Raw genomic sequence first — 16,889 nt, forward strand, 5'->3', positions numbered from 1 at the left:
TTTTTTTACATTTTATGCACTCGTTTGCATAAAACATATAAAAAAGATAATATATACGAAACAATAATAATAGAAAGAGGTGTACTATGGCTATTAATACAAAGGTCTCTTTGAGGAATAAGGTAATGTACTCTATATATGTTAGAAATCATGGAATTAATGGAACATTTAAGGACGTTGAAGAAGATTTAGAAAGAATAAAGAGTTTAGGGACTGATATTATATGGCTAATGCCTATTTATCCTATTGGAATTAAAAATAAAAAAGGTGAACTTGGTTGTCCTTATGCAATAAAAAACTATAGGGAGGTAAACCCTGAGTATGGCAGTTTAAAAGACTTTAGGAATTTACTTAAGAAAATACACTCGTTAGGAATGAAATGTATAATAGACGTAGTTTATAATCATACTTCTCCAGATTCTTTTCTTGTAGAAAATCATCCAGAGTTTTTTTACAGAAAAGCAAATGGGTTAATGGGAAACAAGGTTGGAGATTGGACGGATGTAGTAGACCTTGACTATAACAATATGGAGCTGTGGGCTTACCAAATTGAAACCTTGAAATATTGGACAACCATTGGGGTAGATGGTTTTAGATGTGATGTGGCGCCACTTGTACCATTAGGATTTTGGCTAAGAGCAAGAGAAGAAGTGGCAAAAATCAATGAGAATAGCATATGGCTTTCAGAAAGTGTTCATCCGGAATTCATTTTAACCATGAGGGAAAATGGATTTGTAGGGTTATCTGATAGTGAAATATACCAGGCTTTTGATATGGCCTACGATTATGATGTAAACGTTGAATACTTAGGATATTTAAGTGGAAAGAACTCATTAAAGCAATATATAGATAGAGTTTCTATTCAAGAGTCAATTTATCCAGATAACTATGTTAAGTTAAGGTTCTTAGAAAATCACGATCAGCCTAGAGCAAAAGAGCTTATTTCTGATGAAAAAATCCTAAGGATTTGGACGGGGTTTTTGTATTTCCAAAAGGGATGCACACTCATATATGCAGGACAGGAGGCAGAGGAGGATCACACACCAAGCCTTTTTGATGTTGATAAAATAAATTTGCATTCTATAAAAAAAGACTTTATAGACCTATTAAAAACTCTTGGAGATATAAAGAAGAATGAAATTATGGCTAAGGGCTTTTATGAAATTCATACGGCGGCGGATAAAGATGTTATTGTAGCATCTTACAAGCTTGGAAATAGAAAACTTGTAGGAATATTTAATGTAGGGAAGGAGAACGGAGAGGTAATCATAAATGCAGCTGATGGTGAATATACAAATCTTACAGATGCTACAGTTACTGCAGTTGTGCAGGGTAAATTACTTCTTGAAAATAAAACAATAATCTTTGAAATTTAGTAAAATATGCAGGAGCCAATAGCTTTTATTGGTTCCTGCATATTATAAATATTTATATTTAAATTATCAAAAAATATTTTCAAAAAACTGTTTGACATATAAAGAAACTAATAGTAAAATAAAGCTAAGCAAACGGTTGCACAAATTGTTATAATCCTTTGTAAAAAATCTAAACATATGTGAAGTCTTAAAATCTTTATTTTATAATATTAAGGGGGAAAAAACATGAAGAAAATCAAATTAATAATAGCTATGGCTATGATATCTACTTTAGTAGTAGGCTCCATGGCAGGATGCACAAAAAAAGCAGCAGTTACACCTGAAACTACAACAGCAGTTGCAGAGTCAACTAAACCAGTAAGCCTAGCTATATGGGAAGCAGATGATCCTACCTCACAAAAGGCTCTTGATGGATTAATCACTGAATTTCAAGCTGCAAACAAAAACATAACAGTTAAAAGAACACATTATGAAACTGAAGAATTGAGGAAAAATTATACAACAGCATCACTAGGTACAACAGGCCCTGATATAATTCTTGGACCAAATGATAATCTTGGAGTTTTCGTTCCAGGTAGTTTAGTACAACCTATCGATGCTATTGTAGGAGCAGATTTCATTGCTCAAATAGATCCATTAGCATTAGAAGCTGGTAAATTTTCAGGAAAACAATATATGCTTCCAGATAGAAATGGTAATGAACTTTTAATTGCTTACAATAAAAAATTAGTTCCAACTCCTCCAAAAACTTTTGAAGAATTAGAAGCAATGGGATTAAAACTTAAAAAAGAAGGAAAAGTTGATTATGGTTTAGTATTCAATGAAGTTGAACCATTTTTCTCAATTCCATTCCTCGGAGCATTTGGTGGAGAAGTATTTGATGATGTTAACGCAGCAACACCTAAACCAACACTAAATACACCAGCTGTTACGCAGTGGATGACTTTTATGAAAAAGATTCACACTGAAGGTTTAATTCCTAAAGAAGCAGATGGAACAGTAGCTGACAACCTTTTCAAAGGTGGGAAAGCCGCATTTGAGCTTAACGGACCTTGGGGCTTTGCAGACTATACTAAAGCTGGAATCGACTTTGGTATAATGCCAATACCTACAATAAATGGTAAATCACCAGCTCCTTATTCAGCTGTTAAAGGATATACAGTTTCTGCAGGAGTAACAGACAAAGATAAATTAGCTGCAGTTAAAACTTTCCTTTTATTTGTGAATTCAAAAGATTCACAACTTAAAATGGTTGATGGACATCAACAAACCCCAACCAATATTGAGGCTATGAAAGATGCTAAGATTACAGGAAACCCATTAATAGCAGGACAAAAAGATCAATTAGCACTATCAAAACCAATGCCAATTATTACACAAATGAGAGCTATTTGGGATGCTCTTAAACCAGTTCAACAAGACGTATTATCAGGAAAAACAAAGCCAGAAGATGCAGGAGCAATTATGCAGAAGAAAGCTATCGACGGAATAAAAGCTTTAGGATTATAATTTTCATTTAAGAAAGGGGAGAAATCCCCTTTTTCTTCTAAGAAAGGAGCATTCACATGGACGTTACCGTTAAAAAAATAAAAAAGAAAAAAAACAATAGTAGTGTAGGAATAGGACAAAGTAAGATGACCCCTTTCTTTTTTTTAGCACCAGCAGCTATAATTTTAATATTTGTTGTGGCTTATCCACTTATATATGAAATAGTAATATCTTTCAAAAATGTTACGTTATTAAATTTGAAAAGTCAGAAATATCCTTGGATTGGACTCGATAATTACAAAAATATACTTGCTGATAGTTTATTTTATTCAACTTTAATTAGAACAATATTATGGACTGCAATCAATGTGTTTTTTCATGTTACCTTTGGATTATTTCTTGCAATAGTTTTAAATAGAAAATTACCTGGTAAAGCATTAATAAGAGTTTTACTTATCCTACCTTGGGCAATACCACAATACATAGCTGCTATGACATGGAAAGGTATGTATAATGTGGAATACGGTTCTATTAATATTATTTTAACAAAGCTTTTTGGAAGTGCAGCAGCAATTCCATGGCTATCTGTACCAAGTTGGACATTTGTAGCCTGTATTATAACTAATATATGGCTTGGAATTCCTTTTATGATGATGATATCACTTGGGGGACTTACAAGTATTCCAGAAGAATTATATGAAGCTGCCGATCTTGATGGGGCAACAGGTTTTCAAAAATTTAAGAGCATAACGCTACCACTTTTAAAGCCAATACTTACTCCGGCTATAGTCCTTGGAACAGTATGGACATTTAATATGGTTAATGTAATATACATAATTACTAGTGGCTCAGCTTCAGATGAATCTCAGATTCTTGTAACTATGGTATTTAAAAGAGCATTCCAATATTTCAGGTATGGACAATCAGCAGCTCTTTCAGTAATTATATTCTTAATTTTGCTCGCGTTTAGTACAGTCTTTATTAGAGCTCAAAAATCAGAAGATTAGAGGTGATTTATATGAAAAAAAGTGATAGATTTAATAAGGGGGATTCTCTTGGAAAAATAATATTGATATATGCATTTTTAATAATTGCGTGTGTATGCTCAATATATCCAATATTAACTATATTACAAGTATCTTTAAGACCGGCGAATGCAATATATACTAAATCTTTAAGTATAATTCCACCTAATGCAACATTTGATAATTTTAGACAAGCTTTTATACAATATGATCTGTTGGGCTGGCTTTCTCATAGTTTAATTGTATCAAGTGCCGCCTGCGTTTTTAGTGTATTAGTTTCTGTTACAGCGGGATATGCATTTTCTAGGTTTGAATTTAGAGGCAAAAAAATGGGATTATCCTTGATTTTAGTTACTCAGATGTTTCCATTAGTTATGATGTTGTTACCACTATATTTAATGATAATTAATTTGAAGATGACAAATAGTTATATTGCCTTGGCAATAATCTATGTATCCACATCAATTCCTTTTAACATTTGGATGATGAAGGGCTTTTATGATACTATTCCGAAATCCCTTGAAGAGAGTGCTTATGTAGATGGTGCTTCAGTATTTAGGTCTTTTTATCAGATAATATTACCACTTGCAAAGCCTGCTGTTGCATTAACAGCATTGTTCTCATTTATGGGAGCCTGGTCTGAATATATAGTTGCCAGTGTAATCATGAATGAAACGGCAAAAATGACGTTGCCCGTTGGACTTGTAAGTATGCAAGGACAATTTTCAACTGCATGGGGTATTTACTCTGCAGGAGCTTTAATTACAGCTTTGCCTGTAATGATACTATTTGTTTGTCTATCTAAATATCTTGTAGGTGGATTAACTGTGGGTAGTGTTAAAGGTTAGTAGATAAAATTGTTAAAGGAAGTCTAAAAGCTAAGGTTAGAAAAAACAATCTCCATACCTAAATTAATCTAGGTATAGAGATTGTTTTTTTTAAAGAGTTAAAGTTGTTTGTCACAATCTAAAGGGCCACATATATCAAACTCAGAATCAGATGGTGGTTGTACAAAATTTGCAACTTTTTTTGCCTCTTCAAGTTTAGCATTTTCTCTCTTTGATATTTCCTCTGGGCTTAGTTTTTTTTCTTTATCAGGCATTAATTATCCTCTCCTTTTTTAATAGTATTAACTTATTAGTTACACTATAACCCTAATTTCAAATTATATCAATGATTATGAACAAATATTAATTGTTATACGGGATTAATTATCAACAAAGTTTCACCATTAGTTCTAAGTTCTATCATACTTCTATCACAATTGCCCCTTATACTAAATATATAAAGTAAATAAAAAATTATGAGGAGTGAGTGTTTTATGAAGAATATTAAAAAACTTGTGTTATCTATTGCAGTAGTGAGTGTACTTAGTACCAGCATTGTTTTTGGAGCGGTATTAGCAAAATCGCCAGCGGATATAACAGCCGGCTTAACAGGGAAAACAGTAGAAGCAGTTACAAAAGAGAGAACTTCTGGAAAAACTTATGGAACAATTGCAAGCGAAGCAGGAAAGTTAGATGAGTTTAAAGCAGAGTCGCTCCAGCAGAAAAAAGTAGTACTAGATCAAAGAGTAAAAGATGGTAACTTAACTCAGGCAGAGGCGGACAAAATTTATAATGATATCAAGACTAATCAGCTAACTTGTGATGGAACAGGCAGTGCTGGAATAGGGAAAATGAATGGTGCAGGCTTTGGACAAGGACAAGGGAAAGGACAAGGGAAAGGACAAGGGAAAGGACAAGGGAAAGGACAAGGACAAGGACAAGGGCTGGGTAGAGGTATGGGTCAAGGATCAGGACAACGTAACGGAGGCGGATGTGCAGTTACAGCAGAGGCAACTACAAAATAAGAATATCAGTGGTTTGCATTAGTAAGCCATTAAAACTACTGAAATATATAAATATATTTCAGTAGTTTTTGCTTAGTTTTGCCCTATAAATTGTAGAATACTAAAAATGATGTAAATAATATTATGATGGAGCCCTTTTGTGTGAGAAAATTATAGTATAATAGGTTCTATAAGAAAGAGGTGGGTTTAATTGGATAATGAAAAAATACTTCTTGTTGATGATGAAGAACGCATGAGGGATATGATAAAAGAATATACCAGCTTAGAAGGGTATGATATAGATGAAGCAGCCGATGGTTTAAAAGCACTAGAACTATTCAAACAGAATAAATATTCATTGATTATATTAGATGTGATGATGCCCAAAATAGATGGTTGGAGTGTATGTAGAGAAATACGTAAGACCTCTAATGTTCCTATAATTATGCTTACTGCAAGGGGAGAGGAGTATGATAAGCTTTTCGGTTTTGAGCTTGGAGTGGATGATTACATGATAAAACCATTTAGCCCCAAGGAACTTCTTGCACGCATGAAAGCAATAATAAGAAGAAGTTCTATTATGGACCTTGAAGCTAAAAAAGAAAATACGGCTAATTTTGAGGGACTTGTTATAGAATTTGATTCTAGAAATACGTATGTAAATGGCAATGTAATTACACTTACTCCTAAAGAATATAGTTTGCTTACTTTTTTTGCTAAGAACCCAAATAGAGTATTCTCTAGGGAGCAGCTGCTTAATGAGGTATGGGACTATGACTTTATTGGTGATGATAGGACTGTAGATACACATATAAAAATGCTCCGCGAGAGTATAGGTGAATATAGGAAATTTATTGTTACAGTATGGGGAACAGGATATAAGTTTGAGGTGGGTGAAAAAAATGAAAAGCATAGCACTTAAACTATGGTCAGGTATGATAGCGCTTGTTGTGGTGATGCTACTTATGTTATGGCTTTTCCAAATTGTATTTTTAGAAAAATTCTATACTGGGATAAAGATTTCAGAGGTGAAAAACAAAGGCTACTCTATTCTTAGTGGGTTAGATGTGGAAAGTGGGAAGGATTTTGGAAGCACTTTTGAAACCTTTGCTAATGAAACCAATTCTAACGTTGAACTTCTGGATTCAAAGGGAGAAACACTTTATAGTGCAGGCTCAAATGCTGGAAATTCTCAGATGCCTATGATGATGATGAATAATTCAAGGCTTGATGCTATTAATGTTATACGTTCAGGAAAAGAAGTAACCTTATCACTAATTCATCCCAAATTTCAAACTACTTTTATATTAATTGGATTACCTTTTAAAGTACAAAATGAGTCTAAAGGTGGACTTATTATAAGCTTACCACTAGCACCTGTGAAAGATACAGTATCTATATTGAAAGTACAGCTATTTTATATTACTTTAATTCTTCTTTTTATAGCTTTCATACTTGCTTATTTCTTATCTAGAAGCTTTACAAAACCTATACTTGAAATTACAAAAGTTTCTGAGAAAATGGCTTCAGGTAATTTTTCAATAAAAATAAATTCTAAAGGCAAAGATGAGATTGGAAGACTTGCAATGACTATAAATTACATGGGAGAGGAATTATCGAAAATTGAACAACTTAGAAAGGACTTAATTGCTAATGTATCTCATGAATTACGTACACCCCTAAGTCTTATCCGTGGATATGCAGAGACCATTAGAGATGTTACAGGAAATATTCCGCAAAAGAGGGATAAACAGCTTGAAATTATTATAGAGGAATCGGAAAGACTTTCAAAAATTGTTGATGACATTCTTAATTTATCTCAAATACAGGCTGGGTATGTTAACTTGAATAAAACTCAGTTTAATATAAATGAGCTTTTGGAAAGAGTCATAGCTAAATTTCAGATTTTAAGTGAGAAAACTGGGGTGGATATACTTCTTGAAAATCATGTGGATAAAGTAGTAGAAGTTGATGAAATCAGAATAGAACAGGTTATGTATAACCTTATAAATAATGCTTTTAACCACACCAAAAGAGGGGGGCATATAAATATAAGGTCAATAGAAAACGAGAAAAATCTTAGGATTGAAGTTGCTGATACGGGAATAGGTATATCTGAAGAAGACCTAAAACATATATGGGATAGATTTTATAAAACGGATAAAATAGAGGGCGCAAAATCCACAGGGAGTGGATTAGGGCTTACTATTGTAAAGACTATTTTAGAATCTCATGGCTTTAAATATGGAGTAGAGAGTAAAAAAGGAACAGGGACTATGGTTTGGTTTGAACTTTGCGCAGAGGAGAAAATATGAATGAAAATATTAATATATTAATTGTAGAAGATGATAATACCATAAATACTTTACTTGCTAGGCTTATTGAAAAAAATGGATATAAAGTGGTGCAATCTTATTCAGGTACAGAAGAATAGATAACATGTTAAATATTTATTGTGGGTTTCAAATTATTAAAAATTAGAGAAATCGTTAATTAAGAGACTTTATCTTTATAAGATAGAGTCTCTAATTTTATTAGGAAAATTTCACCATTAGTTTTGTATTCTATCATACTTCTGTCACAATTGACCCCTATAATAAAGATATAAAGTAAATCGAAAAAATTATAAGGGGTGACTATAATTGAAGAAAAATAAGAAAATCGAATATTTGAGATGGAGTTTACTTGGGTTATTTGTAGTGCTTGTTAGTGTTGCAGCATACCTTCATCAAGTGCTAGGAGGACAAAAGGCACCATCAATTCATGCCCTGTGCCCTTTTGGAGGGCTTGAAAGTCTTTATACATTGTTTACGACAGGCGGATTTATAGGGAAGATTTTTTCGGGTACTATAATACTTTTTGCAATAACTTTAGTTATAGCTATTATTTTTAGAAGAAGTTTCTGTGGACTTATATGCCCCTTTGGAGCAATCCAAGAATTTTTTGGAAAACTTGGACAAAAGATATTTAAAAAGAAGTTTATAATGCCAGCAAAGATTGATAAACCACTACGGTATTTGAAATATGTTATCCTGGCAATAACAATTTTTTATGCTTGGAAAACGGCAGGATTATGGATGGCTCCTTATGATCCATGGTCTGCATATGCTCATCTTCCTGAAGGAATATCAAGTGTTTGGGCTGAATCTGCTATTGGACTAATAATACTTATAATAACAGTAGTTGGTTCTCTTATATATGATAGGTTTTTCTGCAAATACCTTTGCCCTATGGGTGCATTTTATGCAATAGTGGGTAAATTCAGCCCTTATAAGGTTGTAAGGAATGAAAATAAATGTATAGATTGCGGAATATGTTCTAAAAAATGTCCTGTAAACATAGATGTCCAACACCTAAGTGAAGTGAAATCAGCAGAGTGTATAAGTTGTCAGACCTGTGTACTTAATTGTCCGAGGGAAGGCGCTCTTGAACTTAAACAAGGGAAACGCACAATAAGCCCACTTGTTACAATAATAATTGTAATGGCACTATTCTTTGGATCTATATTTGCATTTCAGGCTGCGGGAATATATAAACTGACCCCAGATGCACTTAAAGCTGGAGAAAGTATAAAGTATGATGAAATCAAAGGATTCATGACTATTGATGAGGCTGCTGAAGCTACAAAAACAGAACTAAAGGATTTTTACATCAAATTCAAGATACCAGAAAATGTACCGAAAGATGTTAAGATGAAGGAAATACAAAATGTTTCACCTGGATATAACTTTGATGCAGCAAAAGAATCTCTTAAGTAAATAGGGGTCTTATCCTATGCAAGCTACGGCTACATCAGTTTATGTTAATGAAGTAAATAAGTAACTTGTCCAAGTTGCCACTTGCCACGTGGGTGGCACTTGACAAATCAGAGTTTAAAATATAGAATTTAAACTATAATATAATTTTATATTTTAATTATGCACAATGAAGTGTATTGAATGAGCAATGTAGCTCCATGGGAATTAAATCCTATGGGGCTTTTTTATTTTATTGTGAAGGGAGAATATTAATGGAAAGTTTTAATATTAAAACACAGATATATTTTGGAGATGGGTCATTAGAAAGACTAAGTCAACTTAATTGTAAAAAGGTATTTATAGTTACAGATCCTTTTATGGTAAAGTCAGGTGCTATTAATAAAATCACTGATGAAGTTTCAAAAGGTGATGCTCAGTACCTAGTATTTTCAGATATTGTGCCAGATCCACCAATTGAAGTAGTAGTACAAGGTATAGAGGTTATGATGAAATTTAACCCAGAGGTAGTTATAGCATTAGGTGGTGGTTCTGCTATAGATGCAGCTAAGGCCATATGCTCTTTTAGTTCTAAAGTACAAGAACGTACTGATTGTTGTGCTAAAAGTAATAGTAAAATTAAATTTATTGCTATACCCACAACTAGTGGTACAGGATCTGAGGTGACAAGTTTTTCTGTTATTACGGATAAAAGGAAAAATATAAAATATCCATTGGTATCAGATGAGTTACTTCCGGATGAGGCTATATTAGATGCACAACTTGTTTCAACTGTACCAAATTTTATAACAGCTGATACAGGTATGGATGTACTAACACATGCTATAGAAGCATATGTTTCTACCAAGGCAACAGATTATACAGATGCCTTTGCAGAAAAAGTCATAAAATTGGTTTTCGAAAATTTAATGAGAGCTTATAAGGATGGTAATGATATAGGAGCAAGAAAGAAGATGCACAATGCTTCATGTATGGCTGGAATAGCTTTTAATAATGCATCACTGGGATTAAATCATGGAATGGCACATATTGTTGGTGGGAAATTCCATATATCTCATGGAAGAACTAATGCTATATTATTACCATATGTAATAGAATATAATGCAGATATAAAGGGTTATAGTTCGACGAGTTATACAGAAGCTGCTATTAGATACTGCGAAATTGCAAAAATACTTGATTTGCCATCATCAAATGTTAGGCAAGGGGTAAAAAGTCTAATATCAGCTATAAATAAGTTGCTTAAAGAATTTAAAATACCTACATCGCTAAGTGAAACAGGAATAAAAGAGGAGGACTTTAAAACAGAGGTAGTGGAAATATCTAAAATCGCTATGGAGGATAGATGTACTGAAACAAATCCAAGAGTGCCTACTCAAGATGAGGTAATAGCGTTATTTGAAAAGGTTTTTTATAAAAACTAATAGAAAAAAACTTAAATTATAGTTTTTTATTATTGACAAACCAGAATAAAAAGTATAGTATTTAAATATAAGTTGCACAATGGTGTGCAAATTTTAGAGAAAGCAATGAGGCTTCTTAAAAATATAATTATATTTTTAGGGAGCTTATATTTTTTTAAAAATTGAAAGGATTTGTGAACACTATGGAAGAAAGACAAAGAGTAATACAAGAATATGTTCCAGGAAAACAAGTTACATTAGCTCATTTAATAGCAAATCCCAACAAGGATTTATATAAAAAATTAGGGCTTACATCAGAACATAAGGATGCCTTAGGTATACTTACTATAACACCTGGTGAGGCGGCTATTATAGCTGCGGATGTGGCAACAAAGTCAGCGGATGTATCAATTGGTTTTGTAGATAGATTTAGTGGCTCAGTAGTTATAGTTGGTGATGTTGGCAGTGTAGAGTCGGCACTTAGCGAAGTTATAAAGGTTCTCACCAATATACTTAATTTTTCCGAATGTAAGATAACTAAATCGTAACTAGAACTTAGAGGTGTGCAATGAAAACGTTAATGTTGATTGGAAAGACAAGTTGTGGTAAAACTACCTTGACTCAAGCATTAAATGAGCAATCACTAAATTATAAAAAAACTCAGACAGTTGAAATCTTGGATGGGATTATAGATACTCCGGGTGAGTATATTGAAAACAGATCTTATTACAGGGCTCTTATAGTTACTTCAGTAGAGAGTGATGTAATCGCTATGATTCAGGATTGCAGCGAGGAAGGTAGTATTTTTCCACCAAGTTTTGCTAGTATGTTTTCAAAGCCAGTTATTGGAATTATTACAAAGACTGATTTGTGCTATGATGAGAACAAAATAAAAGCGGCAGAAGAAGTTCTAATAAGCGCAGGAGTAGAGAGAATTTTTAAAGTAAGTGCTTTTGATAAATTAGGGTTAGAAGATTTAAAGGATTATATTATAAATTAAGCTTTTTAATAATCTATTTTTATTTTATGAGGTGAAATATGAGTAAACGATTAGTAATAGCCGATGATGAGCCTATTACAAGGATGGATTTAAGAGAAATGTTAGAAGCTGCTGGATACAATGTTGTAGGAGAAGCTTCAGATGGATTTGATGCAGTAGCATTGTGTAGAAAACATTTGCCTGATTTAGTGCTTATGGATATAAAGATGCCTCTTCTTGATGGTTTAAACGCAGCTAAAATAATACAAAACGAAAATTTAGCTAGTGGGATTGTATTGCTCACAGCTTATAGTGGTAAAGAGTTTGTAGAAAAAGCTACTAAGGTGGGCGCCATAGGATACATAGTTAAACCTATAGATGAAAAATCACTTATACCTAGCTTGGAGGTAGCTATAGCCAAAAGTGCCGAAATAAAGAAAATAAAAATAGACATTCAAAAAGCTTGTAGTAAGTTAGAAGGAAGAAAAGTTATTGAAAAAGCTAAGGGTCTTTTGGTGCAAAAGGATAAAATTACAGAGCAAGAGGCTTATGACCAGATTAGAACTCTTAGTATGAATAAAAGATGTTCAATGGGGGATATAGCTGAGGCTATAATAATGAGCTATGAATAGTGGAAATATATATGAACTATGCAGAATGTACACTAATTTAGATGAAGAGGATATTTTTAAAATAGAGCAAATGTCGTCTTGTATTAAATCTTTTGCGGATATTTTAAATGCAGATGTTTTTATAGATTGTCCAACTAGGGAGGCTGATGAAGCAATAGTTGTGGCTGAGGCAAAACCTATTAATAGACCTTCCTTGTATCAAAAAACTGTAGTAGGTGAATTAGCATTAAGAGGCAATGAACCTGCTGTGCTTAGAACACTAGATCTTGGCATAGCAACAAAAGATCTCAAGGCTTTAACTCAAGAGAATATTAGTGTTAAGCAAACTGTTTCTGCTATAGAGAATAATGGTAAAATTATTGGGGTTTTAATAGTAGAAAAGGACATAACAGAAAAAATAAATAAAAATAAACATATGGAAATGTTAGCACAAGGCTATGAGCAGCTAGCAAATACCTTAGTATCTTCTACAGAAAATGAAAATAACATAGTGGATCACTTAGATGAAGCAGTTATTATCTTTGATGAAGAAGGTGTAGTTAGGTTTAAAAATCCTATTGCCGATTTATTATACAAAAAGCTTGGCTATAAAGAAACCCTAATAGGCATGGATTATGATAATTTAGCTTTAGATGATACTAATTTTGCGCAGGTAATGAGTTCATCTAATTCAAATGAAAGTGAAGTGCATTTAGGAAAATTGTTTTTTAAAGTTAAGAGAATAATATTAACTAATAAAAATTTAAAACTGGTTACTATGATTAGGGACATAACAATGATGAAAGAAAAAGACAAGGAATTAATTTTAAAATCTGTAGCTATTAAAGAAATTCACCACAGAGTGAAAAATAATCTACAGACTATAGCAAGTTTGCTTAGACTTCAAGCAAGAAGAAGTGATAATCAGCAGACTAAAGATGCATTAAATGAAAGTATGAATAGAATTTTAAGTATAGCAACTACCCATGAATTATTATCTAAGGAAGGTTTGGATGAAGTAAATATACAAGAAGTTATTATTAATATTAAAAACAATGCTATAAGATATTTTAATGTAACTAATAGAAATATTGATGTAAATGTAATAGGAAATAATTTTAAAGTGAGTTCTGATAAAGCAACTTCAATAGCACTTGTAGTAAATGAATTACTTCAGAATTCAATGCAATATGCTTTTATAGATAAACCTTCTGGTAGCATAGATATTATAATAGAAAAAAGCAAAATATATTCTAGCATTGTAGTGGTTGACAATGGTATAGGCTTTGATATAAATAATGTTAGAAAAAACAGCCTAGGACTTAGCATAGTAAATAGCTTAGTTGTGGAGAAGTTAAAAGGTAATATTAATATAGCTTCAGATTCAGAAGGAACTAAGGTTTTATTTGATTTTAAGAATTAACGATTAATGAAAAATTATATTTTTATAATTTAATATGGATAACAGAAACACAATGGAGTGTTTTTATGGTAAGCAATGGGGCTTAAAGTTATTTTTTATAAATAACTTTAAGCCCTTTTTGTTACCTAAGTGTGTTTCTCAAAATCTATATATCATTTGAAAAGAGGAATTGATATGAGAGAAGAAATTCTAAGTGTTGGTATAGATATTGGTACTTCAACAACGCAACTTGTATTTAGCAAGTTAACCATAGAAAATTTAGCCTCAAGTTTCGCTATACCTAGAATATCCATTGTGGATAAAGAAGTTATATATAGAAGTGAAATATACTTCACTCCACTTAAATCTCAAAAGGAGATAGATGGCGAAAAAGTCCGCGAAATAGTAGAAAGAGAGTATAAAGCGGCTGGAATATCTCCCTCAGATGTTATAACTGGTGCGGTTATAATAACAGGTGAAACTGCTAGAAAGCAAAATGCTAATGAGGTTTTGCAGAAATTAAGCGGACTTGCAGGAGATTTTGTTGTAGCTACTGCGGGTCCTGATTTAGAATCAATAATTTCAGCAAAGGGTGCAGGAGCAGATAAAATTTCAGAGGATGAAGACTCCACAGTAGTTAACCTAGATGTTGGTGGTGGAACTACTAATATAGCAGTTTTTAAAGAAGGAAAGCTTTTAGATACAGGATGCTTAGACATAGGTGGAAGACTTATTAAAATTGATAAATCATCAGGGAAAATCACATATATTGCAGACAAGATTAAAGAATTGGCAAAGTTAAAGCATATTGAATTAGAAGAAGGTCAAAAACCTTCATTAGATAATTTAAATCTTATAGTGGATGAAATGGTTAAACTTTTAGAAGAAAGTGTGAATATAAGAGAAAAAAGTAATTCCTATGAAAGAATACTTACCAATAAAGGAATTAAAAGTGATATAAAAGTAGAGTATGTTACTTTCTCTGGAGGAGTTGCCGATTATGTTTATAACCTGGACACTGAGGATATGTTTAAGTATGGAGATATAGGAATATTACTTGGACAAGCTATTAGTCGTTCCAGTTTATGTACTAAACTTGTAGTTAAAAAATCTATAGAGACCATAAGAGCTACAGTGGTAGGGGCTGGTTCTCATACCACAGATATTAGTGGTAGTACTATAACATATACAGAAGATAAATTTCCTATTAAAAATCTTCCAATATTAAAGCTTTCGCAGGAAGATGAAAATTCAGGTCATGAAAATATGGTAAGGGTTATTAAGGAAAAACTTAAGTGGTTTACACTAGAAAATGAACTTCAACCTGTGGCTATAGCTATAAAAGGAAAATTAAATCCTAGCTTTGTAGAAATACAAAAACTAGGTGAGGCCTTGATTGAAGGTATGGAAGATATTTTAAAAGAAAATTTTCCTGCTATTTTAGTAATAGAAAATGATATAGCAAAGGTTCTTGGACAAACTTTATATAGGCAACTGGATTTTAAAAAACAAGTTGTTTGTATTGACACTATAAAGGTTGAAAATGGCGATTATATAGATATAGGTAAGCCACTAGCAAATGGTAGAATTGTGCCTGTAATAATTAAAACACTAATATTTAACTCATAAAAAATAAGAGGGGTGAATTATCTTGATATTAAAAACAAAGTTATTTGGAAAAGTGTATGATTTTAAATCAATAATGGAAGTTATGGCAAAGGCAAATGAAGAAAAATCAGGAGATAGGCTGGCAGGAGTTGCAGCAGAATCTGCAGAGGAGAGAGTAGCAGCTAAGGTAGTTTTAAGTCATTTAACACTAGAGGATTTAAGAAATTGCCCAGCGGTACCTTATGAAATAGATGAGGTTACAAGAATAATCCAAGATGACGTTAATGAAAAAATATATGCTGAAATTAAAGAGTTAACAGTATCTGACTTTAGAGAGTGGATACTAGATGAAAATACTTCTGAGGAGGATATTAAAAGAGCAAGTCGCGGTCTTACTAGTGAGATGGTAGCTGCTGTGACTAAGTTAATGTCAAATTTAGATTTAATTTATGCAGCGAAAAAGATAAGAATTACTGCACATTGTAACACAACCATAGGAATTGAGGGAACATTATCTGCAAGACTTCAACCTAACCATACTACAGATAATATACAGGGTATCTTAGCATCTCTTATGGAAGGTTTAACTTATGGTGTTGGTGATGCGGTTATAGGGCTAAACCCAGTAGATGATTCCGTTGAAAGTGTAATGAAAATTCTTAAAACTTTTGAGGAATTTAAGAATAAATGGGAAATACCTACCCAAAATTGTGTACTAGCGCACGTAACAACACAAATGGAAGCTATAAGACGTGGAGCTCCTGCAGATTTGATTTTTCAAAGTATAGCAGGTTCTCAAAAAGGAAATGAAGCTTTTGGAATAACTGCAGATATGCTTGAGGAAGCAAGACAATTAGCACTTAAAGAAGGAACAGGATCAGGTCCTAATGTAATGTATTTTGAGACAGGACAAGGCTCAGAATTATCTTCAGATAGTCATTATGGTGTTGACCAATTAACAATGGAAGCAAGATGTTATGGATTTGCTAAGAGATATAGCCCATTCTTAGTAAATACCGTTGTTGGATTTATAGGACCCGAGTATTTATATGATAGCAAGGAAGTTATAAGAGCAGGACTTGAGGATCATTTTATGGGTAAATTAACTGGAATTCCAATGGGAGTGGATGCTTGTTACACTAACCACATGAAGGCAGATCAAAATGATATAGAAAATTTATCGGTTCTCCTTACAGCAGCTGGATGTAACTACTTTATGGGATTGCCTCATGGCGATGATATAATGCTTAATTACCAGTCTACTGGATACCATGAAACAGCAACACTTAGAGAACTTTTAAACTTAAGACCAATAAAAGAGTTTGATGTTTGGATGGAAAAAATGGGGTTCACAAAAAATGGTAAATTAACTGAAAAAGCAGGAGATGCATCTGTATTTCTTAAATAATGA

General features: G+C 32.7%; 17 protein-coding genes. 16 read left to right on the forward strand and 1 reads right to left on the reverse strand.

Translation table 11 applies throughout. The annotated features are described in order from the left end of the window. Positions 1 to 86 precede the first annotated feature (86 nt). From ACREVU_RS13735 to ACREVU_RS13750, 4 genes are all read left to right on the forward strand, one after another. On the forward strand, positions 87 to 1,376 hold the full coding sequence (locus ACREVU_RS13735) for an alpha-amylase family glycosyl hydrolase (RefSeq protein WP_431552169.1): 1,290 nt from the start codon (positions 87 to 89) through the stop codon (positions 1,374 to 1,376). Positions 1,377 to 1,601: 225 nt separating this feature from the next. Then, a complete protein-coding gene (locus tag ACREVU_RS13740; RefSeq protein WP_431552170.1) occupies positions 1,602 to 2,885 on the forward strand; it encodes a sugar ABC transporter substrate-binding protein in 1,284 nt (427 codons plus the stop codon). A gap of 56 nt (positions 2,886 to 2,941) precedes the next feature. Continuing rightward, on the forward strand, positions 2,942 to 3,871 hold the full coding sequence (locus tag ACREVU_RS13745) for a carbohydrate ABC transporter permease (RefSeq protein WP_431552171.1): 930 nt from the start codon (positions 2,942 to 2,944) through the stop codon (positions 3,869 to 3,871). Between the two features lie 11 nt (positions 3,872 to 3,882). After that, positions 3,883 to 4,737 carry a sugar ABC transporter permease gene (locus ACREVU_RS13750; RefSeq protein ID WP_431552172.1) on the forward strand — a complete coding sequence of 285 codons (855 nt, stop codon included), beginning with the start codon at positions 3,883 to 3,885 and terminating at the stop codon, positions 4,735 to 4,737. Between the two features lie 98 nt (positions 4,738 to 4,835). Here ACREVU_RS13750 and ACREVU_RS13755 read toward each other — a convergent pair whose 3' ends face one another. Next, the gene (locus tag ACREVU_RS13755; RefSeq protein ID WP_431552173.1) at positions 4,836 to 4,991 is read right to left on the reverse strand and encodes a hypothetical protein; all 156 of its coding nucleotides are present in this window, start codon (positions 4,989 to 4,991) and stop codon (positions 4,836 to 4,838) included. Between the two features lie 219 nt (positions 4,992 to 5,210). Between ACREVU_RS13755 and ACREVU_RS13760 the strand changes: the two genes are divergently transcribed. The 12 genes from ACREVU_RS13760 to ACREVU_RS13815 all read left to right on the forward strand — a co-directional run bounded on the left by ACREVU_RS13760 (position 5,211) and on the right by ACREVU_RS13815 (position 16,886). After that, positions 5,211 to 5,741 carry a hypothetical protein gene (locus ACREVU_RS13760; protein ID WP_431552174.1) on the forward strand — a complete coding sequence of 177 codons (531 nt, stop codon included), beginning with the start codon at positions 5,211 to 5,213 and terminating at the stop codon, positions 5,739 to 5,741. Positions 5,742 to 5,931: 190 nt separating this feature from the next. Then, complete coding sequence (locus ACREVU_RS13765; RefSeq protein WP_431552175.1) at positions 5,932 to 6,642, forward strand: response regulator transcription factor; 711 nt, start codon at positions 5,932 to 5,934, stop codon at positions 6,640 to 6,642. Then, the gene (locus ACREVU_RS13770; RefSeq protein ID WP_431552176.1) at positions 6,623 to 8,035 is read left to right on the forward strand and encodes a sensor histidine kinase; all 1,413 of its coding nucleotides are present in this window, start codon (positions 6,623 to 6,625) and stop codon (positions 8,033 to 8,035) included. The genes ACREVU_RS13765 and ACREVU_RS13770 overlap by 20 nt, the downstream gene beginning before the upstream one ends. Continuing rightward, positions 8,032 to 8,154 (forward strand): hypothetical protein, encoded by a 123-nt coding sequence (locus ACREVU_RS13775; RefSeq protein ID WP_431552177.1) that lies wholly within the window; start codon positions 8,032 to 8,034, stop codon positions 8,152 to 8,154. The genes ACREVU_RS13770 and ACREVU_RS13775 overlap by 4 nt, the downstream gene beginning before the upstream one ends. Before the next feature lie 208 nt (positions 8,155 to 8,362). Further along, positions 8,363 to 9,478 carry a 4Fe-4S binding protein gene (locus tag ACREVU_RS13780; protein ID WP_431552178.1) on the forward strand — a complete coding sequence of 372 codons (1,116 nt, stop codon included), beginning with the start codon at positions 8,363 to 8,365 and terminating at the stop codon, positions 9,476 to 9,478. A gap of 251 nt (positions 9,479 to 9,729) precedes the next feature. Further along, entirely contained in the window at positions 9,730 to 10,899 is a 1,170-nt protein-coding gene (locus ACREVU_RS13785; RefSeq protein WP_431552179.1) for a 1-propanol dehydrogenase PduQ, read from the forward strand. Positions 10,900 to 11,081: 182 nt separating this feature from the next. Next, complete coding sequence (gene eutS / locus ACREVU_RS13790) at positions 11,082 to 11,426, forward strand: ethanolamine utilization microcompartment protein EutS (RefSeq protein ID WP_431552240.1); 345 nt, start codon at positions 11,082 to 11,084, stop codon at positions 11,424 to 11,426. Positions 11,427 to 11,446: 20 nt separating this feature from the next. Continuing rightward, positions 11,447 to 11,878 (forward strand): EutP/PduV family microcompartment system protein, encoded by a 432-nt coding sequence (locus tag ACREVU_RS13795; protein ID WP_431552180.1) that lies wholly within the window; start codon positions 11,447 to 11,449, stop codon positions 11,876 to 11,878. Between the two features lie 38 nt (positions 11,879 to 11,916). Then, on the forward strand, positions 11,917 to 12,489 hold the full coding sequence (locus ACREVU_RS13800) for an ANTAR domain-containing response regulator (protein ID WP_431552181.1): 573 nt from the start codon (positions 11,917 to 11,919) through the stop codon (positions 12,487 to 12,489). After that, positions 12,482 to 13,891 carry a sensor histidine kinase gene (locus ACREVU_RS13805; protein WP_431552182.1) on the forward strand — a complete coding sequence of 470 codons (1,410 nt, stop codon included), beginning with the start codon at positions 12,482 to 12,484 and terminating at the stop codon, positions 13,889 to 13,891. Before ACREVU_RS13800 ends, ACREVU_RS13805 begins: the two co-directional genes overlap by 8 nt. A gap of 174 nt (positions 13,892 to 14,065) precedes the next feature. After that, a complete protein-coding gene (gene eutA / locus ACREVU_RS13810) occupies positions 14,066 to 15,499 on the forward strand; it encodes an ethanolamine ammonia-lyase reactivating factor EutA (protein ID WP_431552183.1) in 1,434 nt (477 codons plus the stop codon). Between the two features lie 22 nt (positions 15,500 to 15,521). Further along, the gene (locus tag ACREVU_RS13815) at positions 15,522 to 16,886 is read left to right on the forward strand and encodes an ethanolamine ammonia-lyase subunit EutB (RefSeq protein ID WP_431552184.1); all 1,365 of its coding nucleotides are present in this window, start codon (positions 15,522 to 15,524) and stop codon (positions 16,884 to 16,886) included. Positions 16,887 to 16,889: the final 3 nt, after the last annotated feature.

The sequence above is a fragment of the Clostridium sp. genome (assembly GCF_050717535.1).
Classification (GTDB): Bacteria; Bacillota; Clostridia; order Clostridiales; family Clostridiaceae; genus Clostridium_AD.